Below are 23,382 nucleotides of genomic sequence, written 5' to 3' on the forward strand. Positions count from 1 at the left end.
CGGGCCCACCAGCGGGCCCCCCCGGCCGGGGGACGTCAGCCGGCGACCAGCTCGTCGACCATCTCGGCGACGCGGTCGGCCGCCGTGGCGACGGGGACCTGCTCGGGGGTGCCGCCGACCCGGGGGCGGACCTCGACCACACCCTCGGCCAGGCCCCGCCCCACGACGACGACGAGCGGGACGCCCAACAGCTCCGCGTCGGCGAACTTCACGCCGGGCGAGACCTTGGGCCGGTCGTCGTAGAGCACCTCGACGCCGCGCGCCGACAGCGTCGTGGCCAGCGCCTCGGCCGCCTCGAACACGGCGGCGTCCTTGCCCGTGGCGACGACGTGGACGTGCGCGGGCGCGACGTCCGCCGGCCACGCGAGCCCTCGGTCGTCGTGGTTGGCCTCGGCGAGCGCCGCCAGGACGCGGGTCACCCCGATGCCGTACGAGCCCATGGTGACGACCTGGGACTTGCCGTTCTGGTCGAGCACCGTCAGGCCGAGGGCCTGCGCGTACTTGCGACCCAGCTGGAAGATGTGGCCGATCTCGATGCCGCGCGCGAGCTCGAGCGGTCCCGACCCGTCGGGCGCGGGGTCGCCCGCGCGCACCTCGGCCGCCTCGACCGTGCCGTCGGCGGTGAAGTCCCGGCCGGCGACCAGGTCGAAGACGTGCCGCCCGGGCTCGTTCGCCCCGGTGATCCAGCGGGTGCCGGCCACCACGCGGGGGTCGAGGAGGTACCGCACCGCGGTGCGCTCCTCGCCGTCCGCGACGGGCACGTTGGGACCGAGCACGGACGGGCCGATGTACCCGCGGACCAGCTCGGGGTGGGCAGCGAAGTCGGCGTCGCCGGCGGGCTCGACCTCGGCGGGCGCGACGGCGGCCTCGAGCCGCTTGAGGTCGACCTCGCGGTCACCGGGCAGGCCGACGACGAGCAGCTCGCGCTCCCCGGTGGGCTGCACGAGCGCGACGACGACGTTCTTGAGCGTGTCGGCGGCCGTCCACGGCCGGTCGTCCCGCGGCAGGCGCTCGTTGGCGAGCGCGACGAGCGAGTCGATCGTGGGCGTGTCCGGGGTGTCCTCGACGTGCGCGGCGGGCGCGTCGGACCAGTCGATCGCGTCGGGCACGACGGTGGTGACCGCCTCGACGTTCGCCGCGTACCCGCCGGGCGAGCGCACGAACGTGTCCTCCCCGATGGCCATCGGGGCGAGGAACTCCTCGGACCGCGAGCCGCCCATGGCGCCGGAGGTCGCGGCGACGATGACGTACTCGAGCCCCAGCCGGTCGAAGATCCGCTGGTAGGCACCGCGCTGCGCCTCGTAGGACGCCGCGAGGCCCTCGTCGTCGACGTCGAACGAGTACGCGTCCTTCATGACGAACTCGCGCCCGCGGATGAGGCCGGCGCGCGGCCGGGCCTCGTCGCGGTACTTCGTCTGGATCTGGTACAGGGCCGCCGGAAGGTCCTTGTACGACGAGTACAGGTCCTTGACCAGGAGCGTGAACATCTCCTCGTGCGTGGGGGCGAGCAGGTAGTCGGCGCCCTTGCGGTCCTTGAGGCGGAAGATGTTCGGCCCGTACTCGGACCAGCGCCCCGTCGCCTCGTAGGGCTCCTTGGGCAGCAGCGCCGGGAAGTGCACCTCCTGCGCACCGATCGCCGCCATCTCCTCACGGACCACCTGCTCGACCTTCGACAGGACCCGCAGGCCCAGCGGGAGCCAGGTGTAGATGCCGGGGGCGGCGCGACGGATGTACCCCGCGCGCACGAGCAGCCGGTGGCTGGCGACCTCGGCGTCGGCGGGGTCCTCGCGCAGGGTACGGAGGAACAGGGTGGACATGCGCAGGAGCATGACGACGAGCCTAGTGCGCACGCCGAGCGCATTCGCACGGCCCACGGGCGGCGGCGCCCGGCGTGCACCGGCGACGGAGCACGGGCGCTGAGGCGGGCACCGGTGCGAGGATGACCCCGTGCCGGAGCTGCCCGAGGTCGAGGCGCTCGCGCAGCACCTGCGCGAGCGGACGGTCGGCCGCACCGTGACCCGCGTCGAGGTCGCCGCGATCAGCGCGCTGAAGACGTTCCGCCCCGCCCCGGCGGCGCTGCGCGGCGGACGGGTGACGGACGTGGCACGGCACGGCAAGTGGCTGGACACCGCGGTGGACTCCCCCACGGACGGTCCGCTGCACCTGGTGTGGCACCTCGCCCGTGCGGGCTGGGTCCGCTGGTACGACGCGCTGCCGGAGCGCCCTGCGCGGCCCGGGAAGTCACCGATCGCGCTGCGCGTGGGGTTCGACGACGGGTCAGGCTTCGACCTGACCGAGGCGGGGACGCGCAAGCGGCTGGCGGTGCACGTCGTGGCCGACCCCCGCGACGTGCCGGCAGTCGCGACGCTCGGGGTCGAGCCGCTCTCGGACGCGTTCACGCCCGAGCGGCTGGGCGAGCTGCTCGCGGCACGCAACCAGCAGGTCAAGGGCCTGCTGCGGGACCAGGGCACGATCGCCGGCATCGGCAACGCCTACTCCGACGAGATCCTGCTGGTGGCCCGCACCAGCCCGTTCGCCCCGACCCGCTCCTACGACGAGGCCCGCACCCGCACGTTGCACACCGCGATCCGTGAGGTCCTCACGGAGGCGGTCGCGACCGCCTCGGGGCGCCCCGCCGCCGAGCTGAAGGACGCCAAGCGCCGCGGCATGCGCGTGCACGGGCGCACCGGTGAGCCGTGCCCGGGCTGGGACGGCACCCCGTGCGGCGACACGGTCCACGAGGTGTCGTTCGCGGACTCCTCGCTGCAGTACTGCCCCACGTGCCAGACGGGCGGCAAGCCGCTCGCGGACCGGCGGCTGTCCCGGCTGCTGCGCTGACCCGTCGCGGCGCGCGCCGGGCGCTCGGCCCGGTGGACGGGCGGGCCTCGGCGTCAGAACAGCACGGTGGCGTACGCGCCCACCTCGCGGAAGCCGACGGCCTCGTAGGCCCGCACCGCCCGGGTGTTGTAGCCGTTGACGTACAGGGAGACGACGGGAGCGACGTCGGCGCGCGTCGCGCGGACGACCGCGGCCATCCCGCTCTCGGAGAGCCGCTCGCCGCGGCGCTCGGGGTCGACCCACACGCCCTGCACCTGGGCGACGCCGCCGGCCACGGCCGGCACCTCGGCCTTGAACACGACCCGCGGTCGGCGCCAGCCGCCCGCGCGGTCGACCAGGACGAAGGACCGCCCCTCCTCGATGAGCCGGCGCACGCGCGTCTCGTACGGACCGCCGGGCCCGCTGGCCGGGGAGTACCCGACCTCCTCGGTGAACATGCGGATGCACGCGGGCAGCACCATGTCGTACTCGTCGGGGCGGGAGCGGCGCACGCGCGGGTCCGACGCGATGACCGGCTCCGTGTCGAGCACCATCGAGGGCTGGTGCGCCCGCACCTCCCGCTCCACGGGCCACGTCCCGCGCAGCCGGCCCCACAGGTCCAGCACCGTCGGCGCCGGGCCGACGATCGACGAGCAGCGGCGCCCGCGGGTGGCGCCGAGCTCGGCGAACGCCGCCGTCGCCCGCGCGTGGACCGCCGCGTCGGCGGTCCCCACGACCGGGACGAGGTTGGCGCCGACCCAGCAGACCGCCAGCAGGACGTCGTCCTCGGCGTAGCCCCACAGCTCGCCGCCGGCGCGCCGCACACCCACGGTCGCCGCGTGCTCGAGCCGGCTGGCGGCGAGCACCGACCCGACGGGGTCCGTCGCGCAGACCGCCAGGGCGGCCGGCACGTCACCGTCGCCGAGGACGGCCGCGCCGGTGCGTCCCGAGAGCGTCGTCGCCGGCGGCAGCACCATGTCCTGATTGTGCCCCAGGTCACACGCGGCTGTCGCCCGTGCGACGGCGCGATGCGCGCCGGTCACTCAGCCGACGCTGACGACGGGGGCGCCCGTGCCCGCCTCGACGGGGTCCATCGTCTCGGCCAGGCGCATGGCCTCCTCGATGAGCGTCTCGACGATCATCGACTCGGGCACCGTCTTGATGACCTCGCCCTTGACGAAGATCTGCCCCTTGCCGTTGCCGGACGCGACACCGAGGTCGGCCTCGCGCGCCTCACCCGGGCCGTTGACGACGCAGCCCATGACGGCGACGCGCAGCGGCACCTCCATGCCCTCGAGGCCCGCGGTGACCTTCTCGGCCAGCGTGTAGACGTCGACCTGCGCGCGGCCGCACGACGGGCACGAGACGATCTCCAGCTTGCGCGGGCGCAGGTTGAGCGACTGCAGGATCTGGATGCCGACCTTCACCTCCTCGACCGGCGGGGCCGACAGCGACACGCGGATGGTGTCGCCGATGCCCTTGCTGAGCAGCGCGCCGAAAGCGGTGGCGGACTTGATCGTGCCCTGGAACGCCGGCCCGGCCTCGGTGACGCCGAGGTGCAGGGGCCAGTCACCGCGCTCGGACAGCAGCTCGTACGCGCGGACCATGACGACGGGGTCGTTGTGCTTGACGCTGATCTTGAAGTCACGGAACCCGTGCTCCTCGAACAGCGACGCCTCCCAGACGGCGGACTCGACGAGCGCCTCGGGCGTCGCCTTGCCGTACTTGGCGAGCAGCCGCGGGTCCAGCGAGCCGGCGTTGACGCCGATCCGGATCGAGACCCCGGCGTCGGTGGCCGCCTGCGCGATCTCCTTGACCTGGTCGTCGAACTTGCGGATGTTGCCGGGGTTGACGCGCACGGCCGCGCAGCCGGCGTCGATCGCGGCGAAGACGTACTTCGGCTGGAAGTGGATGTCGGCGATCACGGGGATCTGCGACTTGCGCGCGATCGCGGGCAGCGCGTCCGCGTCGTCCTGGCTGGGCACGGCGACCCGCACGATGTCGCAGCCCGAGGCCGTCAGCTCCGCGATCTGCTGCAGCGTGCGGTTGATGTCGGTCGTCGGCGTCGTCGTCATCGACTGCACCGAGACCGGGGCGTCGCCGCCGACCTCGACCTTGCCGACGCGGATCTTGCGGGTGGGGCGCCGCGGGGCCAGCACGGGTACGGGGGCCTGCGGCATGCCGAGGCTGATCGGGGTGCTCACCTCCCCATCATCCCACCCCGTCGCGCCCGCGTCGGCGCAGGGCGAGGTGCGTCACACGCATGCTCACCGAGCCGTCACCGGACGTCCACGACCGTGACGCCTGCCGCACCGGGTCAACCGATCCGGACGGGGTCCACGATGTCGAGGTACACCAGCAGCAGACCGACGCCGCCCAGGACGACGAAGACCGTGTACGCCAGCGGCACGAGGCGTGCGGAGTCGGACGGGCGCGGTCGGGCCGTGCCGCGCAGGCGCGCCACCTGACGCCGTGCGCCCTCCCACAGCGCGGTGACCACGTGCCCACCGTCCAGCGGCGGCAGCGGCAGCAGGTTGAACACGAACAGCGCGAGGTTGAGCATCGCGAGGGTCGACAGCAGGCCCGCGGCCCGCACCGCGACCGGCTCCGTGTCCATCGCCGCGATCTCGCCGGCGAACCGGCCCACGCCCACGGGGCCGACGATCGACGTCTGGTCGCGCTCACCGCCCGTGGCGGTGGTGGTGACGAGGTCCACCACGCGCTGCGGGAGCGTCACGACCACCTGCATGGTCTGCCACGTCCCGGACGCGGCGACGGACAGCGCCTCGCCGACCGACTGGCGCTGGATCACCGACGCCGGTGAGAGCCCGAGGAACCCGACCTCACGGGTCAGCACCTCGCCCGCGTCGTCGGTCACCGCGAAGCCGTCGTCGTCGACCACGGGACGCTCCGCGACCACGGGCGTGGCCGTCAGGTCGACCTGGCGGCCGTCCCGCTCGACGACCAGCGGGACCGTCCGGTCACCGGCGTCCCGGATGAGGGCGCTGACCTGGGCCCACGAGGTCACCTCGACGCCGTCGAACGACACGAGGCGGTCCCCGGGCCGCACGCCGGCTGCCGCCGCGGGCGCCGGCGGGTCGTCCGCGGCGCACGCGGTGCCGGCCGGGGCGTCGGCGGCGACGATGCACTCCGAGACGCTCTCGACCGTGGTGCCGGGCACAGGCATGCCGATGCCGACGTACGCGACGAGCAGCAGGACCACGGCGATGAGGAGGTTCATCACCGGACCGCCGAGCATGACGACGAGCTTCCTGGGCGTCGACAGCCGGTAGAAGGCGCGGTGGTCCTCGCCCGGGCGGATCTCCCCGGCGCTGGCCGCGCGCGCGTCGGCGGCCAGGCGCTGCCACCAGGTGCGCGGTGCCCGCGCCCCGACCGCCTCGTCCGGCGGGTACATGCCGATGAGCCGGACGTACCCACCGAGCGGCAGGGCCTTGATCCCGTACTCGGTCTCACCGCGCGTGCGGGACCACAGCGTGGGGCCGAACCCGACCATGTACTGGCTGACGCGCACACCGAACCGCTTGGCGGGCACCATGTGCCCCACCTCGTGCAGCGCGATCGAGCCGAGCAGCACGACGACGAAGACGAGCACCCCGACGACGGTCTCCACGACACCCCCTCCTGCGGGCCGCGGTCGGCCCTGCGTGCGCGGACAGCGTACGTCCGCCGCAGGACATCATCCCCGGTCCGCCTGTGAACAGGGGCGCCGGTCCCCCGGGCGGCGAAGCGCTCAGCGCCGACGCGCCCGTGCGACCACCTGCACGACCAGCACGACGAGCAGGGCCAGGACGAACATCGCGGAGCTGATGACGTTGGCCTGCGGGGGGATGCCCCGGGTCGCCGACACGTAGACGAACTTCGGGAACGTCGTGAACCCGCCCGACGTGAAGTTCGTGACGATGAAGTCGTCGAAGCTGAGGCTGAAGGCCAGCAGGGCAGCCGCCCCGATCCCGGGCAGCAGCAGCGGGAACGTGACGCGCCAGAACGCCTGCCAGGGGGTGGCGTACAGGTCCGCCGCCGCCTGCTCGAGCGCCGGGTCGAGCGTCGACACGCGGGCCTTGACGGCCACGACCACGAAGCTCAGGCAGAACATCACGTGCGCCAGCACCACGGTGCCGAACCCGAGCGGCAGGCGCAGGGACAGGAACTGCGAGACGAGCGCGGCCCCGAGGACGACCTCCGGCGTGGCCATGGGCAGGAAGACCAGCAGGTCGACCGCCGGGCGGCCGCGGAACCGGGCGCGCACCAGGCCGATGGCCAGGAGCGTGCCCAGCGTCGTCGCGACGACCGTCGAGACGACACCGACCTGCAGGGACCCGACCAGCGCCGAGCAGACACGCGGCGCGCCACAGGGGTTCCGCCACGCGTCGAGCGTGAAGCCGCGCCACACGAGGTTGGTCTTGCCGCCGTCGTTGAACGAGAACAGCACGGTGTACGCCACCGGCACGAGCAGGAACAGGAACCCGAGCGCGGCGAACGTCGGGACGACCGCACCGCCGATCCCCCGCCGGCTCACACGAGGTCCTCGGTGCCGGCGCGCCGCACGTACGCCGTGACGAGCACGAGGATCGCGACCATGAGGACGACCGACAGCACCGCCGCGGTCGGGTAGTCGAGCAGCCGGAAGAACCGGCCGTCCACGACCTGGCCGATCATGACGGTCGTCGTGCTGTTGCCCAGGAGCGAGGAGTTGACGTAGTCCCCGACGGCCGGGATGAACGTCAGCAGCGTGCCGGCGACGACGCCCGGCATGGACAGCGGGAGCGTCACCCGGCGGAACGTCGTCGCGGGTGTCGCGTACAGGTCGGCCCCTGCCTCCAGCAGCCGGGGGTCCAGACGCTCGAGCGCGGCGAACAGCGGCAGGACCATGAAGGGCAGGAAGGAGTACGTGAGTCCCACGACGACCGCGGCCGACGTGGCGGACACGCGGCCGTCGGGCGGCAGGACGTGCAACCACCGCAGCGCGCCGACCACCGCTCCCCCGTCCGCGAGGATCTGCTTCCACGCGATGGTCCGCAGGATGAAGCTCGTGAAGAACGGCGCCACCACCAGGACCACGAGCAGTCCCTGCAGGGTCCGGCGCCCACGGGCCCGGACGGCGATGACGTAGGCCATCGGGTACCCGACGAGGAGGGCCGCCACGGTCGCGGCACCCGCGAACGCGAACGAGCGGAGCAGCTGGGGCCAGAACGCACCGAGCGCCTCGGGGTAGTTCTGCCACCGCAGGGCGGGCGTGTACTGCCCCAGCTCGCCACCGGGCACGGGCGCGTACAGGGACGTCGCGAGCAGGGTGCCGACGGGCAGCACGAAGAACACGGCGAGGTACAGCACGCCCGGCAGCAGGAGCCGACGTGCGCCGCGGCCGCCCGCCGGTGCCGGCGGCGGCCCTCCGGGGACGGTCGGGGCGCGGGGCCGCGCCAGCGCCGCTGCCGCGCTCACGGCTCGTCGTCCAGGTCGACCGTGCCGGCGGCGGGCTCCTCGTCCCCGTCGAGGGCGAAGGCGAAGACCGGGTCCCACGTCAGGGCCACCGGGGTGCCGGGCGGGTGCACCGTGGCCCCGCCGGCGTTCTGGGCGAAGACGCCGAACGTGGCCAGGCCGCCGACGTCCACCTGGTACTGGGTGCTGACGCCGGTGAACGACGCGTCGACCACGGTGCCGCCCCGCAGGACGTCCTGCCCCGCGGCGACCTGCTCGTCCGCCGCGACCAGCCGGATCTTCTCCGGGCGCACGCCGACCAGCACGCGGGGGCCCGCCGCGACGTTGCGGGCGGCCGGCACGCGCAGCCGGGCGCCGGTGACGTCGACGCCCAGCACCCGCCCGCCGTCGAGCACCTCGACCACCGTGCCCGGCACCAGGTTCGACTGCCCCAGGAAGTTGGCGACGAAGGCGGTCCGTGGGTGCTCGTAGAGCTCTGCCGGCGCCCCGACCTGCTCGACGCGGCCCCGGTTCATCACCGCGACGGTGTCGGCCATCGTCATGGCCTCCTCCTGGTCGTGCGTCACGTGGACGAACGTGATGCCGACCTCGGCCTGGATGCGCTTGAGCTCCAGCTGCATCCGCCGCCGCAGCTTCAGGTCGAGCGCGCCCAGCGGCTCGTCCAGCAGGAGCAGCGCCGGCCGGTTGACCACGGCCCGGGCGAGGGCCACCCGCTGCTGCTGCCCGCCGGACAGCTGCGTCGGACGTCGGTCGGCGAGGTGCGCGAGCTCGACGAGCTCGAGCGCCTCGAGCGCCCGCGCCCGCACGTCGCGGGCCCGGCGCCGACGGAGCCCGAACGCCACGTTCTCGAGCACGTCGAGGTGGGGGAAGAGCGCGTAGGACTGGAACACGGTGTTGACCGGGCGGCGGTGCGCCGGCACGTCCGTCACGTCCTGCCCGGCCAGGCGCACGGTGCCCGCCGAGGGCCGCTCCAGCCCGGCGACCATCCGCAGCGTGGTCGTCTTCCCGCAGCCGGACGGCCCGAGCAGCGCGAAGAAGGTTCCGGACGGGACCGCCAGGGTGAGGTCGTCCACCGCGAGGAACTCGCCGAACCGCCGGCTGACGCCGTCGATCTCCAGCGCGGCGCCCGCGGCCGCCGTGCGCTCGACCGTCGGGTCGTCCGTGCCGACCGCGGTCACGCTCTCAGGCCCCGATCGCGGTGAGGAACTGCCCGTTGTAGCGCTCCTCCTCCGCGGGGGTGAGCGTCCGGAACACGCGCACCTGGGACAGGATCTCGTCCGTCGGGAAGATCATGGGGTCCTCCGCGAGCGCGGGGTCGATGCCCACCATCGCCTCCTGGGCGCCCTGCACCGGCGTGATGTAGTTGACCCAGGCGGCCACCTCTGCGGCGACCTGCGGGTCGTAGTAGTAGTCGAACAGCTCCTCGGCCTGCGCCCTGCGCGGCGACGCGTGCGGGACCATGAGGTTGTCGCTCCACAGCGTGCCCCCGGCCTCGGGGATGGCGAACGCGAACCGCCCGTCGTACTCGTAGTTCAACGACGTGATGTCACCCGACCACGCGATGCACGCCACCGCGTCGCCCGAGGCCAGGTCCTGCACGTAGGAGTTGCCCCGGACCTGACGGATCTGCCCGTCGTCGAGGTGGCGCTGCACCACGTCGAGCGCGTCGAACCAGTCGTCCGTGCTCCACCCGCCCGACGGGTCCGTGCCGTTCTCGAGCATGATCAGCCCGATGGTGTCGCGCATCTCCGACAGCACCTCGACGCGGCCCTTGTAGCGCGGGTCCCACAGGTCCGACACCGACCGCAGCCCGTCCGGGATCGCCTGGGTGTCCCAGGCGATCCCGGCGAAGCCCGACTGCCACGTCAGGGAGAACCGGCGGCCGTCGTCGAAGTCGACCCCGGCGAGGTTCGGCAGGATGTTGGCGGCGTTGGGGATCCGTGACTTGTCGAGCTCGGCCACGTACTCCTGACGGATCCAGCGGGCCGTCATCCAGTCGGTGAGGGTCACGACGTCGTAGCCGATGTCCTGGCCGTTCTCGAGCTGGCGCGAGACCTTCCCGTAGAACGAGTCGTTGTCCTCGACGTCCTCCGCGTAGTCGACGGCGATGCCGGACTGCTCCTCGAACGCCGCGAGCGTCGGGAAGCTCGTGCCCGCCTCGTCCTGGTCGAGGTACTGCGTCCAGTTGGCCCACCGCAGCGCGCCCCCGGCGCCGCCGCCGTCCTCCCCCGCCTGGGTCGAGCCGGCGGTCCCGCAGGCGGCGAGCAGCGCGCCCGCACCGGCGGCGCCCGCCGCGCCGGCGAGGAACCTGCGCCGGGACACCCCGCCGGCCTGCCGCACCAGCTCGCGTACACGGGGGTCCCCCGGGAGCTCACGTCGACCGCTGCTCATCTCGCTCCTCTCGCGGCCGCCCCCGGCCTGCGTGGATGGTGGCGCACCCGCAGGTGCACGCACAAGGAATCCGTCGCGACGAGCGCTGTTGGCAACGAAAAGTTTCCACCGTCGGAACATCCGCGACCGAGAACACCCGTCGTGCCCGACGGCGCGCACATGCTACGAGCGCGACGTGCGCCCGTGACAGGCCTGACCACGGGTCGGACTCGTCCCTGTTCGTCCGGGTACGGCCCGGCGCGGGGGTGCCTACGCGCCGAACGCGGACATCACGTGCTTCACCCGGGTGTAGTCCTCGAGGCCGAGCAGTGACAGGTCCTTGCCGTACCCCGAGTGCTTGAAGCCGCCGTGCGGCATCTCGGCCACGAACGGCAGGTGCGTGTTGACCCAGACGACCCCGAAGTCCAGCGCGCGGGACGTCCGCAGCGCCCGCGCGTGGTCCCGGGTCCACACCGAGGACGCGAGCCCGTAGCGGACGTCGTTCGCCAGCCGCACCGCCTCGTCCTCGTCGGTGAACGTCTGGACCGTGACGACCGGGCCGAAGACCTCCTCCTGCACGATCTCGTCCTCCTGGTGGAGGCCGTCGACGACGGTCGCCTCGAGGAACCAGCCGTCGCCGGGGGGCCGCCCGCCCCCCGACACCACGGTGGCGTGCCCCGGCAGGCGGTCCAGCAGCCCGGTGACCCGCGCCAGCTGCCGCTCGTTGTTCAGGGGCCCGAAGGCCACCTCCGGGTCGTCGGGCGCGCCCGTGCGCCGGGTGCGCGCCGCCTGCGCGAGCGCGGCCACGAGCTCGTCGTGCACGTCCGCGTGCACCAGGACGCGGGACGCGGCCGTGCAGTCCTGGCCGGCGTTGTAGCAGGCCGCGTCCGCGATGCCCTCCGCCGCGGCCTCGAGGTCAGCGTCGTCGAGCACGACGACCGGGGCGTTGCCCCCGAGCTCGAGGTGGACCCGCTTGAGGCCGTCCGCGGCCGCCCGCGCGACCTCCCGCCCGGCACGGACCGACCCGGTGATGGCCACCATGTCCGGGCGCGGGTGGGCGACCACGGCGCGACCGGTCCCGCGGTCGCCGCACACGACGTTGAGCACGCCGGGCGGCAGCACCTGCGCCGCGAGCTGCGCCAGCCGCACCGTGGTGACCGGGGTGGTGTCGGACGGCTTGAGGACGACCGTGTTGCCCGCCGCGAGCGCGGGCGCGATCTTCCACACCGCCATCATCAGCGGGTAGTTCCACGGCGTGACCTGCCCGACCACGCCGACGGGCTCGCGGCGCAGCCAGGACGTGTGCCCCTCGAGGTACTCGCCGGCCGCCAGTCCGGGCAGCACCCGCGCCGCCCCCGCGAAGAACCGCAGCTGGTCGACGCACGGCGGGACCTCGTCGGTCACCGTCAGGTGCAGCGGCTTGCCGGTGTTGCGCGACTCCGCGGCCACCAGCTCGTCGGCGTGCGCGTCGACGAGGTCGGCCAGCGCGAGCAGCGCGGCCTGCCGCTCGGCCGGCGTCGTGCGTGCCCACCCGGCGGCGGCGCGGTCGGCGGCGGCGTACGCCGCGTCGACGTCCTCGGGGCCGCTGAGCGGCGCCGTGCCGTACGACCGGCCCGTGCTGGGGTCCACCACCGCGGTGGTGGACCCGTCGCGCGCCGGGACGTCCCGGCCGTCGACGACGTTGGTGAGCTCGAGCGTCGGGGTGTCGGTCACGGTCGTCCTCCTGACGCCCCGCAGGGCGGCCGGCGTGGCGTGCGGTGCGGCGAGGCTAGTGCGGGTGACGCCCGCACGGTAGGGCAACCGACGCCGGGTGCCCGAGATCCGCGGTCTCGACCACGCTCGGCGACGGATCCGTCGCATCAGCCGGGCCGCACCGACGGAATCCCTTGCGGCGGCGCTGTCGTCCGCGCCACGATCGGGGCATGACGCAGCGGGACCGCACCGCCGTCGCGCTGGACGCGGCGGCGAAGGGCATCATCGAACAGCTCCAGGAGGACGGCCGACGGCCGTACGCCACCATCGGCAGGGCCGTGGGGCTGTCCGAGGCGGCCGTCCGCCAGCGGGTGCAGCGCCTGCAGGAGCAGGGCGTCATCCAGATCGTCGCGGTGACCGACCCCCTGCAGGTCGGCTTCCGCCGGCAGGCGATGATCGGCATCCGGGCCGACGGGGACCTCAACGAGCTCGCCGAGCGGGTCGCGGCCATCCCGGAGGTCGACTACGTCGTCGTCACCGCGGGGTCGTTCGACGTGCTGGTCGAGGTCGTCTGCGAGGACGACGAGCACCTGCTCACCGTGCTCAACGACGCCGTGCGCGCGCTGCCCGGCGTCCGCAGCACCGAGACGTTCGTGTACCTGCGCCTGCACAAGCAGCTCTACAACTGGGGGACGCGATGAGCACCACGCCGCTCGGCACCGACCGGCAGACGGCCGCGCGCAGCCACCTGTGGGGCCACTTCACCCGGCAGAGCGCGTGGGAAGCGGGCGTCCCGACGATCGTGCGGGGCGAGGGGCACCATGTCTGGGACGCCGAGGGGCACCGGCTGATCGACGGGCTGTCCGGGCTCTTCGTCGTGCAGCTCGGCCACGGCCGGGAGGAGCTCGCCGCCGCGGCGGCGGCGCAGGCGCGCGAGCTCGCGTACTTCCCCGTGTGGTCCTACGCCCACCCGCAGGCGATCGACCTCGCCGAGCGGCTGGCGTCGTACGCACCGGGCGACCTCAACCGGGTCTTCTTCACCACGGGCGGGGGCGAGGCGGTCGAGACCGCGTGGAAGCTGGCGAAGAACTACTGGCGCCTGCGGGGCAGGCCCGGCAAGCACAAGGTGGTCTCGCGGGCGATCGCCTACCACGGCACGACGCACGGCGCCCTGGCGATCACGGGCCTGCCCGACCTGCGGGCACCCTTCGAGCCGCTGGTCCCGGGCGCGCACAAGGTGCCCAACACCAACGCCTACCGGGCACCGGAGCACCTGCGGGACGACCCCAAGGCGTTCGGGCGCTGGGCGGCGGACCGTATCGCGGAGGCCATCGAGTTCGAGGGCCCCGACACGGTGGCCGCCGTGTTCCTCGAGCCGGTGCAGAACGCCGGCGGGTGCTTCCCCCCGCCGCCCGGCTACCTCGAGCGCGTGCGCGAGATCTGCGACGAGCACGACGTCCTGCTCGTGTCCGACGAGGTGATCTGCGCGTTCGGCCGCATCGGCGGGATGTTCGCGTGCACCGACCTCGGCTACGTGCCGGACATGATCACGTGCGCCAAGGGCATGACCTCGGGCTACTCCCCCATCGGCGCGTGCATCGTGTCGGACCGGGTGTTCGAGCCGTTCGCGGCCGGGACGGCGAGCTTCGCGCACGGGTACACGTTCGGCGGCCACCCGGTGTCCGCGGCGGTCGCGATGGCGAACCTCGACCTGTTCGAGGCCGAGGGCGTCGTCGACCACGTGCGCCGCGAGGCACCGGTGCTGCGCCGCACCCTCGAGCGGCTGCTGGACCTGCCGATCGTCGGCGACGTGCGCGGGGAGGGGTTCTTCTACGGCATCGAGCTCGTCAAGGACCGCGCGACGCGGGAGACGTTCGACGACGAGGAGTCCGAGCGGCTGCTGCGCGGGTTCCTCACCCCGGCGCTGTACGAGGCGGGCCTGTACTGCCGCGCCGACGACCGCGGCGACCCGGTCGTCCAGCTCGCACCTCCCCTGACCTGCGGGCCGGTGCAGTTCGACGAGATCGAGCAGATCCTGCGCGACGTGCTCACGCAGGCGTGGGCCCGGCTGTGACGCTCGCGGACGTCTCGCTGTGGTGGGAGCAGGTCGTCGCCGACGACCCCGCCGCCGGCCGCCCACGCCCGCCGCTGGACGGTGACACCACCGCGGACGTCGTCGTCGTGGGCGCCGGGTACACCGGCCTCTGGACGGCCTACTACCTGCTGGAGGCCGACCCGTCGCTCGACGTGCTGGTGCTCGACGCGCACACCGCCGGGTTCGGCGCGAGCGGGCGCAACGGCGGCTGGTGCTCGGCGCTGTTCCCCGTGGGGGGAGACGCCCTCGCGCGCCGGTACGGCCCGGACGCGGCGCGCGCGATGCGCGCCGCGATGCGCGACACGGTCGTCGAGGTGGGCGGTGTGACCGCCGCCGAGCAGATCGACTGCGACTTCCGGTACGGCGGCACGGTGACGCTGGCACGCGGCGCCGCTCAGCTGGACCGGGTGGCCGCCGACGTCACCGAGGCCGGCCGCTGGGGCGACGAGCTGCACCTGCTCGACCCGCAGGGCGTGGCCACGCACGTGCGGGCCACGGACGTGCTGGGCGGCGCCTGGACGCCCGACTGCGCACGCGTGCAGCCGGCGCGCCTCGTGCACGGCCTCGCCCGGGTCGTCGAGCAGCGGGGCGCCCGCATCGCGGAGGGCACCCGCGCGCTGCGCATCGCGCCACGGGCCGTCGTCACCGACCGGGGCACGGCCCGGTGCCGGTGGGTCGTGCGCGCGACCGAGGGGTGGACCGCGACGCTGCCGGACACGCGCCGCGCGCTGGCGCCGGTGTACTCCCTGATGATCGCCACCGCGCCGCTGCCGGCGGACGTGTGGTCGCAGATCGGCCTCGAGCAGGGGCAGACGTTCACCGACGCCCGCCACCTGCTGGTGTACGGGCAGCGGACCGCGGACGACCGCCTGGCGTTCGGCGGCCGGGGCGCCCCGTACCACGTCGGGTCCACCGTGGAGCCCGCCCACGAGCACGCACCGCGCGTCCACGCCCACCTGCGGCGGGCGCTCGTCGACCTGTTCCCGTCGGTGGCCGGCCACGCGGTGACGCACTCCTGGGGCGGGCCGCTGGGCGTGCCCCGCGACTGGCACCCGTCCGTCGGCCTGGACACCGCGACCGGGATCGGGTGGGCCGGGGGCTACGTCGGCGACGGCGTCGCGACGGCGAACCTCGCCGGGCGCACGCTCGCCGACCTCGTCACCGGTGCGGAGTCGCCGCTGACGCGGCTGCCCTGGGTGGGGCACCGCTCGCCACCCTGGGAGCCCGAGCCCCTGCGGTGGGCCGGCATCACCGCGGCGCGCTGGGCCGCGCGCCGGGCGGACCGGGCCGAGCGGCGCACCGGCCGCGCGGGACGGACCGGCGGGCTGCTCGCCCGCGTCACGGGCGGCTGACGCGCCGATCGGTGCCGGCGGGGCCGTGCGCCCGCCCCCCGTCAGCCCGCGGCCAGCACCTCGTGCGCGCGCGTGCGCGCCCAGCGCTCGGCGTCGAGCACCGCCTCGAGGGTGAGCGCCCCGGCCGGGGTGCCGACGTGCTCGCCCAGCACCCGCTCCACGGTGGCCACCACCTGGCCGAAACCGATGTCACCGGCCAGGAACGCGCCGACCGCCTCCTCGTTCGCCGCGTTGTAGACCGCGGGGTGCGTCGCCGAGGCGGCGACGGCGGAGCGCGCGAGCCCGACCGCCGGGAAGACCGTCTCGTCGAGCGGCTCGAACGTCCACGACGTCGCGGTGGACCAGTCGCAGGCACGCGCGGCACCGGCCACCCGGTCCGGCCACGCCAGTCCCAGCGCGATGGGCAGGCGCATGTCGGGCGGCGAGGCCTGCGCGATCGTCGACCCGTCGACGAACTCGACCATGGAGTGCACCACCGACTGCGGGTGCACCACCACCGCGATGTCCGCGACCGGCACGTCGAAGAGCAGGTGCGCCTCGATGAGCTCCAGCCCCTTGTTCATCAGGCTCGCCGAGTTCACCGTCACGACCGGGCCCATCGACCACGTGGGGTGGGCCAGCGCCTGCTGCGGCGTGGCGGCGGCGACCTGCTCGGCCGTCCAGCCGCGGAACGGGCCGCCCGACGCCGTGAGCACGAGCCGGGCCACCTCGCCGCGGGCGCCGGAGCGCAGCGCCTGCGCGATCGCGGAGTGCTCGGAGTCGACCGGGACGATCTGGTCGGGCCGGACCGCGGCCGCGTGCACCAGCGCGCCGCCCACCACCAGCGACTCCTTGTTCGCCAGCGCGAGCGTGCTCCCGGCCCGCAGCGCCGCGAGCGTGGGCAGCAGACCGACCGACCCGGTGATGCCGTTGAGCACGACGTCCGCCCCGTGACCGGCCAGCTCGGCGGCGGCGTCGGGTCCCGCGAGCACCCGCGTCCCGGGCAGCGCGTCCCGCACGACGGCGGCGGCGGCCGGGTCGGCCACGGCCACGGACGGAACGGCGTACCGGCGTGCCTGGGCGATCAGCAGCTCGACCTGCGCGCCGCCGGCGGAAAGGCCGGTGACCGTGAACCGGTCCGGGTTGGCCGCCACGATGTCGAGGGCCTGCGTCCCGATGGACCCCGTGGAACCCAGGACGACGACGGACCGGCTCGCACCGCCGTCGGTGTGTGCGCTCACTCGACGCCGAGCAGGACCTCGACCGCACGCGCCACGAACGCGTCGACGGGCCCCTCCGCGTAGCCGTTGCGCCCGTTGCGGCGTCGGAACGTGGTCGCGCGCACCTCGGCCGCCGTCAGCGGCGCCCCGGTGTCGAAGTAGGCGACCAGCCGGTGGCACAGCTCGTCGACGTCCGCGGGCTCGTAGCCCGGCTTGCGGCCCTCGGGCGGCGCGAACCGGTCGCCGTCCGGACGGCCGAGCCGTCCGTACAGGGTGCGGGCCTGCGCACCGAGGTGCTCCATCCACGCCCCCTGGCCACGCTCGGCGACGAACTGCGCGCGGTGACGCGCCACGAACGCCGCCTCGAGACGGTCGAGCGCCGCGTCCACGGCCGCGGTCACGTACCCGCCGCGTACGAGGTCGAAGGCGACGTCACGGACGTCCGCACCGGACAGCGCCGCCGGGGGCCCCTGCTCGTACACCGACCGCGCGTGCGAGAAGAACTCGTCGACCTCGTCCGGGTCGTAACCCCGACGCAGGCCGGACACGGTGCGGAACATCCCGTCGCTCACTCGTCCTCCTCCGCGGCGAGCTGGCCGCACGCACCGTCGATGTCGCTGCCGCGGGTGTCCCGGATGGTCGTGGGGATCCCGTGCGCCCGCAAGCGTGCCACGAACTCGCGCTCGACCTCGGGATCGCTCGCCGTCCAGCGCGAACCGGGTGTCGGGTTGAGCGGGATGGGGTTGCAGTGGACCCAGCCGGAGCCGCCGCGGGCGAGCAGCTTCTCGCCCAGCAGGTCGGCCCGCCACGCGTGGTCGTTGACGTCGCGGATCAGGGCGTACTCGATCGACACGCGCCGGCCGGTGACGTCGAAGTACCGCCGCGCGGAGTCCAGCGCCTCGTCCACGCTCCACCGGGTGTTGACCGGCACCAGCTCGCTGCGCAGCTCGTCGTCGGGGGCGTGCAGCGACAGCGCCAGCGTCACGGGGATCCCCTCGCCGGCGAGCCGGTCCATCGCGGGCACCAGGCCCACCGTGGAGACCGTCACGTTGCGTGCCGACATGCCCAGACCGTCGGGGGCGGGCGCGACCAGCGTGCGCACGGTCGCCATGACCGCCTTGTAGTTCGCCAGCGGCTCGCCCATGCCCATGAAGACCACGTTGCTCAGGCGGGTGGCACCGCCGGCCACCTCACCGGCCGCCAGCGCACGGGCGGCCTCGCGCACCTGCTCGACGATCTCGGCGGTGGACAGGTTGCGCAGCAGGCCCATCTTCCCGGTCGCGCAGAACGAGCACGCCAGGCCGCAGCCGGCCTGCGACGACACGCACAGCGTCGTGCGGCTGGCGTACCGCATCAGCACCGACTCGACCTTGGCGCCGTCGAACAGGTGGTACAGCGTCTTCACGGTCGTGCCGTGGTCGGCCGTCAACGTGCGGCTGGTGGTCAGCAGCCGCGGGAACAGGTCACCGACGAGGGCCTCGCGCGACGCCTTCGGCAGGTCGGTCATCGCGTCGGCGTCGGCCGTCAGGTGCGTGAAGTAGTGCGTCGCGAGCTGCTTGGCGCGGAACGGCTTCTCGCCGAGCGTCGTGACGGCGGCGACCCGCTCCTCGGGCGTGAGGTCCACGAAGTGGCGCGGCGGCTTGCCACGCGCGCCCCGGGTCGGGGCGGTGAGCTGCAGGCGCACGGGGGTGGCGTTCACGGTCGGCGCCTCCTTCCAGGGATGGGCGGTGCGGTCACCCGGCGGGGGGCTGCAGGTACGCGAGCAGCACCCACACGGTCGGGGCGGTGAGCAGGAGGGAGTCGAGCCGGTCGAGCACGCCGCCGTGGCCCGGCAGCAGCCGACCCATGTCCTTGAGCTCGAGGTCGCGCTTGATCATGGACTCGGCCAGGTCGCCGAGCGTCGCGCTCACGACGACCCCGACGCCCAGGAGCGCACCGACCAGCGGCTCGCCGTGGAACACGGTCTGGATGCCGACCACACCCACGACGCTCGTCAGGACGAGCGAGCCGACCAGGCCCTCCCAGGACTTCTTGGGGCTGACCGACGGCGCCAGCGGATGACGTCCCAGGAGCGTGCCGACCACGTACCCGCCGGTGTCGCACGCGACGGCCAGCAGGATGAACAGCGCGACCCGCGCGGGCCCGTCGGGCTCGGCGAGCATGAGCATGACGAACCCGCCCAGGAACGGCAGGTACGCCGCGGCGAACGTCGCCGCGGACGCGTCCCGCAGAGCCGCCTCCCCGCTGCCGTCGAGCACGCGCCAGACCACGGCACCGCCCACGGTCAGCAGGAACGCCACGAACAGGGCCTCCGACCCCGCGACATACGCCGAGACGAGGATCCCGGCGGCGCCGACGACCAGCGGGACCAGCGGCAGGTGGATCGAGCGCCGCGCGAACGCCTGCGCCAGCTCCCACATCGCTGCGGAGACGGCGAGCACGGCGAGGACCGCGAACGCGTCCTTGCGGATGAACAGGGATGCCCCGACGGCGCCGAGCAGGATCACGGCGACCGTCACCGCCGCCGGGAGGTTCCGGCCGGCGCGGGTGGCGCGAGGAGCGGCGAGCTGCGTCATCAGACCTCGAGGAGCTCGCTCTCCTTGGAGGCGAGCAGCTGGTCGACGAGCTCGACGTGCTTCTTGGTCAGCGCCTCGAGCTCCTTCTCGGCACGACCCACCTCGTCCTCGCCCGCCTCGCCGTCCTTCGCGATGCGGTCGAGCTCCTCCTTGGCACGACGACGGATCGAGCGCACCGAGATGCGTGCGTCCTCGGCCTTGGACTTGGCGAGCTTGACGAAGTCCTTGCGGCGCTCGGCCGTCAGCGCGGGCAGCACGACGCGCACGACGTTGCCGTCGTTGGTCGGGTTCACGCCGAGGTCGGAGTCGCGCAGCGCCTTCTCGATCGCCGCCATCGACGACTTGTCGAACGGCGAGACGAGGATGGTGCGCGCCTCGACGACGTTGAACGACGCGAGCTGCTGCAGCGGCGTCGGCGAGCCGTAGTAGTCGACGAACACCTTCGCGAACATCGCGGCGTTCGCCCGACCCGTGCGGATGGCGGCGAAGTCCTCCTTCGCGACCTCCACGGCCTTGTCCATCTTCTCCTCGGCCTCGAGGAGTGTGTCGTCGATCACCGGTGCTCCTTCGTCTGTGTCGTGCGGACCTGCGCCTGCCGGCGCCGCGCGGCGCCGTCGTCGTGCTCAGCTCGCAGTGATGAGCGTCCCGATCTTCTCACCCTCGAGGGCGCGCGTGACGTTGCCCTCGGCCTCCAGGCCGAAGACCCGCATGGGCACGTCGTTGTCACGGCAGAGGCTGAGCGCCGAGGTGTCCATGACGCCGAGCTCGCCCACGATGGCCTCGGTGTAGGTCAGGTGGTCCAGCTTGCGCGCGTCGGGGTCGCGCCGGGGGTCCGCGGTGTAGACGCCGTCGACGCCGTTCTTGCCCATGAGGACCTCCTGGCAGTGCGTCTCGAGCGCACGCTGGACGGCCACGGTGTCGGTGGAGAAGTAGGGCATCCCCGCGCCCGCGCCGAAGATCACGACGCGTCCCTTCTCGAGGTGCCGGATCGCGCGCAGCGGGATGTACGGCTCCGCGACCTGACCCATCGTGATGGCGGTCTGCACGCGGGTGCTCACGCCCGCCTGCTCGAGGAAGTCCTGCAGGGCGAGGCAGTTCATCACGGTGCCGAGCATGCCCATGTAGTCGGCACGTGCCCGGTCCATCCCGCTGACCTGCAGCTCGGCGCCGCGGAAGAAGTTGCCCCCGCCCACGACGATCGCGACCTGCACCCCGTTGCGCACGGCCGCGGCGATCTCGCCGGCGATCCGGCGCACCACGGGCACGGCCAGTCCGATGGAGCCACCACCGAAGCTCTCACCCGAGAGCTTGAGCAGGACGCGGCGTGCGTCCCCGGACCCGTTCCGGTGCTGCTCCTGCGACGACGGCTGCTGGCTCACGTGTCCTCCACCTCGCTCGTGCGCCGCGTGGCGCGTGCCCGCTGGGTCGGTGCGGGTCGCCCGGCGGACCACGGGCGCCCGGTGCGGCGGTGGCCCCGGCCCACGCGGGCCGGGGCCACCGTCGTCGTCGCGACGCTCAGGCGCCCACGCGGTAGCGGACGAAGCCCGTCACCGTGCCGCCGGCCTCGGCGAGGACCTGGCCGACCGACTTCTTGTTGTCCTTGGCGAAGGCCTGGTCCACCAGGACGGCCTCCTTGAAGAACCCGTTGAGGCGACCCTCGACGATCTTCGGGAGCGCGCCCTCGGGCTTGCCCTCGTTGCGCGCCGTCTCCTCGGCGATGCGGCGCTCGTTCTCCACGACGTCCGCGGGGACCTCGTCGCGCGTGAGGTACGTCGGCGAGAACGCCGCGACGTGGGTCGCGATGTCACGCGCGACGGCGGCGCCGGCCGCGTCCGTGGCGACGAGGACACCGACCTGCGGGGGCAGGTCCTTGTTGACCTTGTGGAGGTAGACCTCGACGTGCTCGCCGGCGAGACGCGCGACGCGCCGCACGACGATCTTCTCGCCCAGCGTGGCGGCCGTCTCGTCGACGACCGTCTGCACGGGCGTGCCGTCGGACTCGGCCGCGAGCAGCGCGTCCGCGTCACCGGCACCCGTGGCGACGGCGGCGGCGAGCACCCGGTCGGCCAGCGAGATGAAGGTCTGGTTCTTGGCGACGAAGTCCGTCTCGGAGTTGACCTCGACGAGCACGCCCACCTGACCCTCGCCGTCGGCCGTCGGGCCGACGTGCGCGGCGACCAGGCCGTCGGAGGCGGCGCGGCCCTCGCGCTTGCCGACGCCCTTGAGGCCCTTCACGCGGATGATCTCGAGGGCCTTGTCGGCGTCGCCGTCGGCCTCCTCGAGCGCCTTCTTCACGTCGAGCATGCCCGCACCGGTGCGCTCGCGCAGGGCCTTGATGTCTGCCAGCGAGTAGTTCGCCATCAGTTCCGTCCGTCCTCGAGTTCTCGTCATGCCGACGTCCTCGGCATGCCGGGTGCGGCGCGGTGGTCCGCGCCGCACCCGTGGGGTCGTACCGGGCGCCCGGGGGCGCTGGCGTCAGGCCTGCTCGGTGCCCTCGGCTGCGGGCTCGGCGCCCTCGGCCGTGGCCTCCTCGCGCGCCTCGGCCGCGGCAGCGGCCTCGACGGCGGGGGCGGCGTCCTGACCGGGAGCGACGGCCGACTCGTCCGGCGTCGCCTCACCCGGGGCGGCCTGCGGGTCGCCCGCCTGCGCAGCCGCGGCGTCGACCGCGGCCGGCGCCAGCGCCGGGTCCTGCAGACCGGCCTCGGCACCCGCCAGGAGCTCCCGCTCCCACTCGGCGAGCGGCTCGGCGGCCGGCTCGCCCGCCTGGCTGGCCGCAGCGCCGCCGGAGTGGCGCTTGAGCGTGCCGTCGGCGACCGCGTCGGCGATCACACGGGTCAGCAGCTGCACGGCACGAATGGCGTCGTCGTTGCCCGGGATCGGGTAGTCGACGACGTCGGGGTCGCAGTTGGTGTCGAGGATCGCGACGACCGGGATGCCCAGCTTGCGCGCCTCGTCGACCGCGAGGTGCTCCTTGTTCGTGTCGACGATCCACACGGCCGAGGGAACCTTGGCCATGTCACGGATGCCGCCGAGCGTCTTGGTGAGCTTGTCCTTCTCGCGGCGCAGGACGAGCAGCTCCTTCTTCGTCAGGCCCGAGGCCGCGACGTCGTCGAAGTCGATCTGCTCGAGCTCCTTGAGGCGCTGCAGGCGCTTGTGCACCGTGGTGAAGTTGGTGAGCATGCCACCGAGCCAGCGCTGGTTGACGTACGGCATGCCGACGCGGGCGGCCTGCTCGGCGACGGGCTCCTGCGCCTGCTTCTTGGTCCCCACGAAGAGGATCGAGCCGCCGTGCGCGACCGTCTGGGAGACGAACTCGTACGCGCGGTCGATGTAGGACAGCGACTGCTGCAGGTCGACGATGTAGATGCCGTTGCGCTCGGTGAAGATGAAGCGCTTCATCTTGGGGTTCCAGCGGCGGGTCTGGTGCCCGAAGTGGACACCGCTCTCGAGCAGCTGGCGCATGGTCACGACGGCCATGGCACGTCCTTCCGGCATGCACCGCGAGGTGCACGCGCATGTGTGCGGACCCCCCGGGCCCGCGATCTCGGTTGTCGGCGCGGCCGGCGGCCGTGCCCCTGGTGCCACACCCCCGTCCGCGCCGGGCACGAGGCCCGGACCGCTGCGGACGAGACCCCGCCGTCCTGCCCCCGCCGGCGGGCCGCCGGTCCCGCACGGGGCGGTTCGACGGACGTCGGCGCGTGGACCTGGACGACCGGAGCCGTGGCACGCGAATTCGACCGGCACACGCCGGTCGTGGAAGAAGTCTATCCCACCGCCGAGGGCCTCCCGGACGCGCCGGCCCGGCTGCCCACGCGCCGAGCCGA

At 73.9% G+C, this 23,382-nt stretch carries 21 protein-coding genes; 4 read left to right on the forward strand and 17 right to left on the reverse strand.

The features are described 5' to 3' along the window. Positions 1-35 precede the first annotated feature (35 nt). Positions 36-1,829 (reverse strand): proline--tRNA ligase, encoded by a 1,794-nt coding sequence (locus J1G43_RS12080; protein ID WP_207341403.1) that lies wholly within the window; start codon positions 1,827-1,829, stop codon positions 36-38. Positions 1,830-1,947: 118 nt separating this feature from the next. Between J1G43_RS12080 and J1G43_RS12085 the strand changes: the two genes are divergently transcribed. After that, a complete protein-coding gene (locus J1G43_RS12085) occupies positions 1,948-2,838 on the forward strand; it encodes an Fpg/Nei family DNA glycosylase (protein ID WP_207341404.1) in 891 nt (296 codons plus the stop codon). Between the two features lie 53 nt (positions 2,839-2,891). On the opposite strand, the gene J1G43_RS12090 is transcribed toward J1G43_RS12085, so the two are convergent. From J1G43_RS12090 to J1G43_RS12125, 8 genes are all read right to left on the reverse strand, one after another. Beyond that, positions 2,892-3,794: a DUF4081 domain-containing GNAT family N-acetyltransferase gene (locus J1G43_RS12090; RefSeq protein WP_207341405.1), complete on the reverse strand. Its 903-nt coding sequence runs from the start codon at positions 3,792-3,794 to the stop codon at positions 2,892-2,894. A 66-nt stretch (positions 3,795-3,860) separates the two neighbouring features. Continuing rightward, positions 3,861-4,997 carry a flavodoxin-dependent (E)-4-hydroxy-3-methylbut-2-enyl-diphosphate synthase gene (gene ispG, locus J1G43_RS12095; RefSeq protein WP_207341500.1) on the reverse strand — a complete coding sequence of 379 codons (1,137 nt, stop codon included), beginning with the start codon at positions 4,995-4,997 and terminating at the stop codon, positions 3,861-3,863. Positions 4,998-5,134: 137 nt separating this feature from the next. After that, a complete protein-coding gene (locus J1G43_RS12100; protein ID WP_207341406.1) occupies positions 5,135-6,448 on the reverse strand; it encodes an RIP metalloprotease in 1,314 nt (437 codons plus the stop codon). 120 nt (positions 6,449-6,568) lie between these two features. Then, the gene (locus J1G43_RS12105) at positions 6,569-7,354 is read right to left on the reverse strand and encodes an ABC transporter permease (RefSeq protein ID WP_207370717.1); all 786 of its coding nucleotides are present in this window, start codon (positions 7,352-7,354) and stop codon (positions 6,569-6,571) included. Continuing rightward, the gene (locus J1G43_RS12110; protein WP_307859572.1) at positions 7,351-8,277 is read right to left on the reverse strand and encodes an ABC transporter permease; all 927 of its coding nucleotides are present in this window, start codon (positions 8,275-8,277) and stop codon (positions 7,351-7,353) included. Before J1G43_RS12110 ends, J1G43_RS12105 begins: the two co-directional genes overlap by 4 nt. Then, positions 8,274-9,452, reverse strand: coding sequence for an ABC transporter ATP-binding protein (locus J1G43_RS12115; protein WP_207341408.1), 1,179 nt, complete (start codon positions 9,450-9,452; stop codon positions 8,274-8,276). The genes J1G43_RS12110 and J1G43_RS12115 overlap by 4 nt, the downstream gene beginning before the upstream one ends. A gap of 4 nt (positions 9,453-9,456) precedes the next feature. Beyond that, positions 9,457-10,665, reverse strand: a complete 1,209-nt coding sequence (locus J1G43_RS12120) for a spermidine/putrescine ABC transporter substrate-binding protein (protein ID WP_207378517.1) — start codon at positions 10,663-10,665, stop codon at positions 9,457-9,459. A gap of 249 nt (positions 10,666-10,914) precedes the next feature. Further along, positions 10,915-12,357 carry a gamma-aminobutyraldehyde dehydrogenase gene (locus J1G43_RS12125; protein ID WP_207378518.1) on the reverse strand — a complete coding sequence of 481 codons (1,443 nt, stop codon included), beginning with the start codon at positions 12,355-12,357 and terminating at the stop codon, positions 10,915-10,917. Positions 12,358-12,566: 209 nt separating this feature from the next. Here J1G43_RS12125 and J1G43_RS12130 point away from each other — a divergent pair, with 209 nt between their 5' ends. The 3 genes from J1G43_RS12130 to J1G43_RS12140 are packed head-to-tail and all read left to right on the forward strand — an operon-like array spanning position 12,567 to position 15,783. Then, complete coding sequence (locus J1G43_RS12130; RefSeq protein WP_207341411.1) at positions 12,567-13,037, forward strand: Lrp/AsnC family transcriptional regulator; 471 nt, start codon at positions 12,567-12,569, stop codon at positions 13,035-13,037. Next, complete coding sequence (locus J1G43_RS12135) at positions 13,034-14,410, forward strand: aspartate aminotransferase family protein (protein WP_207341412.1); 1,377 nt, start codon at positions 13,034-13,036, stop codon at positions 14,408-14,410. The genes J1G43_RS12130 and J1G43_RS12135 overlap by 4 nt, the downstream gene beginning before the upstream one ends. Next, entirely contained in the window at positions 14,395-15,783 is a 1,389-nt protein-coding gene (locus J1G43_RS12140) for an FAD-binding oxidoreductase (RefSeq protein ID WP_207378519.1), read from the forward strand. Before J1G43_RS12135 ends, J1G43_RS12140 begins: the two co-directional genes overlap by 16 nt. Before the next feature lie 41 nt (positions 15,784-15,824). Here the strand turns inward: J1G43_RS12140 and dxr are convergent, their stop codons facing one another. The 8 genes from dxr to rpsB all read right to left on the reverse strand — a co-directional run bounded on the left by dxr (position 15,825) and on the right by rpsB (position 23,035). Further along, positions 15,825-17,003, reverse strand: coding sequence for a 1-deoxy-D-xylulose-5-phosphate reductoisomerase (dxr, locus tag J1G43_RS12145; protein WP_207378520.1), 1,179 nt, complete (start codon positions 17,001-17,003; stop codon positions 15,825-15,827). Next, the gene (locus tag J1G43_RS12150) at positions 17,000-17,554 is read right to left on the reverse strand and encodes a DivIVA domain-containing protein (protein WP_207378521.1); all 555 of its coding nucleotides are present in this window, start codon (positions 17,552-17,554) and stop codon (positions 17,000-17,002) included. The genes dxr and J1G43_RS12150 overlap by 4 nt, the downstream gene beginning before the upstream one ends. After that, positions 17,551-18,681, reverse strand: a complete 1,131-nt coding sequence (gene rlmN, locus J1G43_RS12155) for a 23S rRNA (adenine(2503)-C(2))-methyltransferase RlmN (protein ID WP_207378522.1) — start codon at positions 18,679-18,681, stop codon at positions 17,551-17,553. The genes J1G43_RS12150 and rlmN overlap by 4 nt, the downstream gene beginning before the upstream one ends. Positions 18,682-18,715: 34 nt before the next feature. Continuing rightward, positions 18,716-19,558: a phosphatidate cytidylyltransferase gene (locus tag J1G43_RS12160; protein WP_207378523.1), complete on the reverse strand. Its 843-nt coding sequence runs from the start codon at positions 19,556-19,558 to the stop codon at positions 18,716-18,718. Further along, positions 19,558-20,115, reverse strand: a complete 558-nt coding sequence (frr, locus tag J1G43_RS12165) for a ribosome recycling factor (protein ID WP_207341418.1) — start codon at positions 20,113-20,115, stop codon at positions 19,558-19,560. Before frr ends, J1G43_RS12160 begins: the two co-directional genes overlap by 1 nt. Before the next feature lie 66 nt (positions 20,116-20,181). Continuing rightward, on the reverse strand, positions 20,182-20,937 hold the full coding sequence (pyrH, locus tag J1G43_RS12170; RefSeq protein WP_207341419.1) for a UMP kinase: 756 nt from the start codon (positions 20,935-20,937) through the stop codon (positions 20,182-20,184). Positions 20,938-21,073: 136 nt separating this feature from the next. Next, on the reverse strand, positions 21,074-21,919 hold the full coding sequence (gene tsf / locus J1G43_RS12175; RefSeq protein WP_207370719.1) for a translation elongation factor Ts: 846 nt from the start codon (positions 21,917-21,919) through the stop codon (positions 21,074-21,076). 114 nt (positions 21,920-22,033) lie between these two features. Then, on the reverse strand, positions 22,034-23,035 hold the full coding sequence (gene rpsB / locus J1G43_RS12180) for a 30S ribosomal protein S2 (RefSeq protein ID WP_207341420.1): 1,002 nt from the start codon (positions 23,033-23,035) through the stop codon (positions 22,034-22,036). Between the last annotated feature and the right edge of the window lie 347 nt (positions 23,036-23,382).

Source organism: Cellulomonas sp. zg-ZUI22 (assembly GCF_017353535.1).
Taxonomy (GTDB): Bacteria; Actinomycetota; Actinomycetes; order Actinomycetales; family Cellulomonadaceae; genus Cellulomonas; species Cellulomonas wangleii.

What these genes read in the sequence shown, in the direction of transcription:
- tsf (WP_207370719.1), bottom strand. Translation starts at nt 21,919, where the DNA reads ATGGCGAACTACTCGCTGGCAGACATCAAGGCCCTGCGCGAGCGCACC.
- J1G43_RS12090 (WP_207341405.1), bottom strand. Translation starts at nt 3,794, where the DNA reads ATGGTGCTGCCGCCGGCGACGACGCTCTCGGGACGCACCGGCGCGGCC.
- J1G43_RS12160 (WP_207378523.1), bottom strand. Translation starts at nt 19,558, where the DNA reads ATGACGCAGCTCGCCGCTCCTCGCGCCACCCGCGCCGGCCGGAACCTC.
- ispG (WP_207341500.1), bottom strand. Translation starts at nt 4,997, where the DNA reads ATGCCGCAGGCCCCCGTACCCGTGCTGGCCCCGCGGCGCCCCACCCGC.
- J1G43_RS12130 (WP_207341411.1), top strand. Translation starts at nt 12,567, where the DNA reads ATGACGCAGCGGGACCGCACCGCCGTCGCGCTGGACGCGGCGGCGAAG.
- J1G43_RS12120 (WP_207378517.1), bottom strand. Translation starts at nt 10,665, where the DNA reads ATGAGCAGCGGTCGACGTGAGCTCCCGGGGGACCCCCGTGTACGCGAG.
- J1G43_RS12080 (WP_207341403.1), bottom strand. Translation starts at nt 1,829, where the DNA reads ATGCTCCTGCGCATGTCCACCCTGTTCCTCCGTACCCTGCGCGAGGAC.
- rpsB (WP_207341420.1), bottom strand. Translation starts at nt 23,035, where the DNA reads ATGGCCGTCGTGACCATGCGCCAGCTGCTCGAGAGCGGTGTCCACTTC.
- J1G43_RS12135 (WP_207341412.1), top strand. Translation starts at nt 13,034, where the DNA reads ATGAGCACCACGCCGCTCGGCACCGACCGGCAGACGGCCGCGCGCAGC.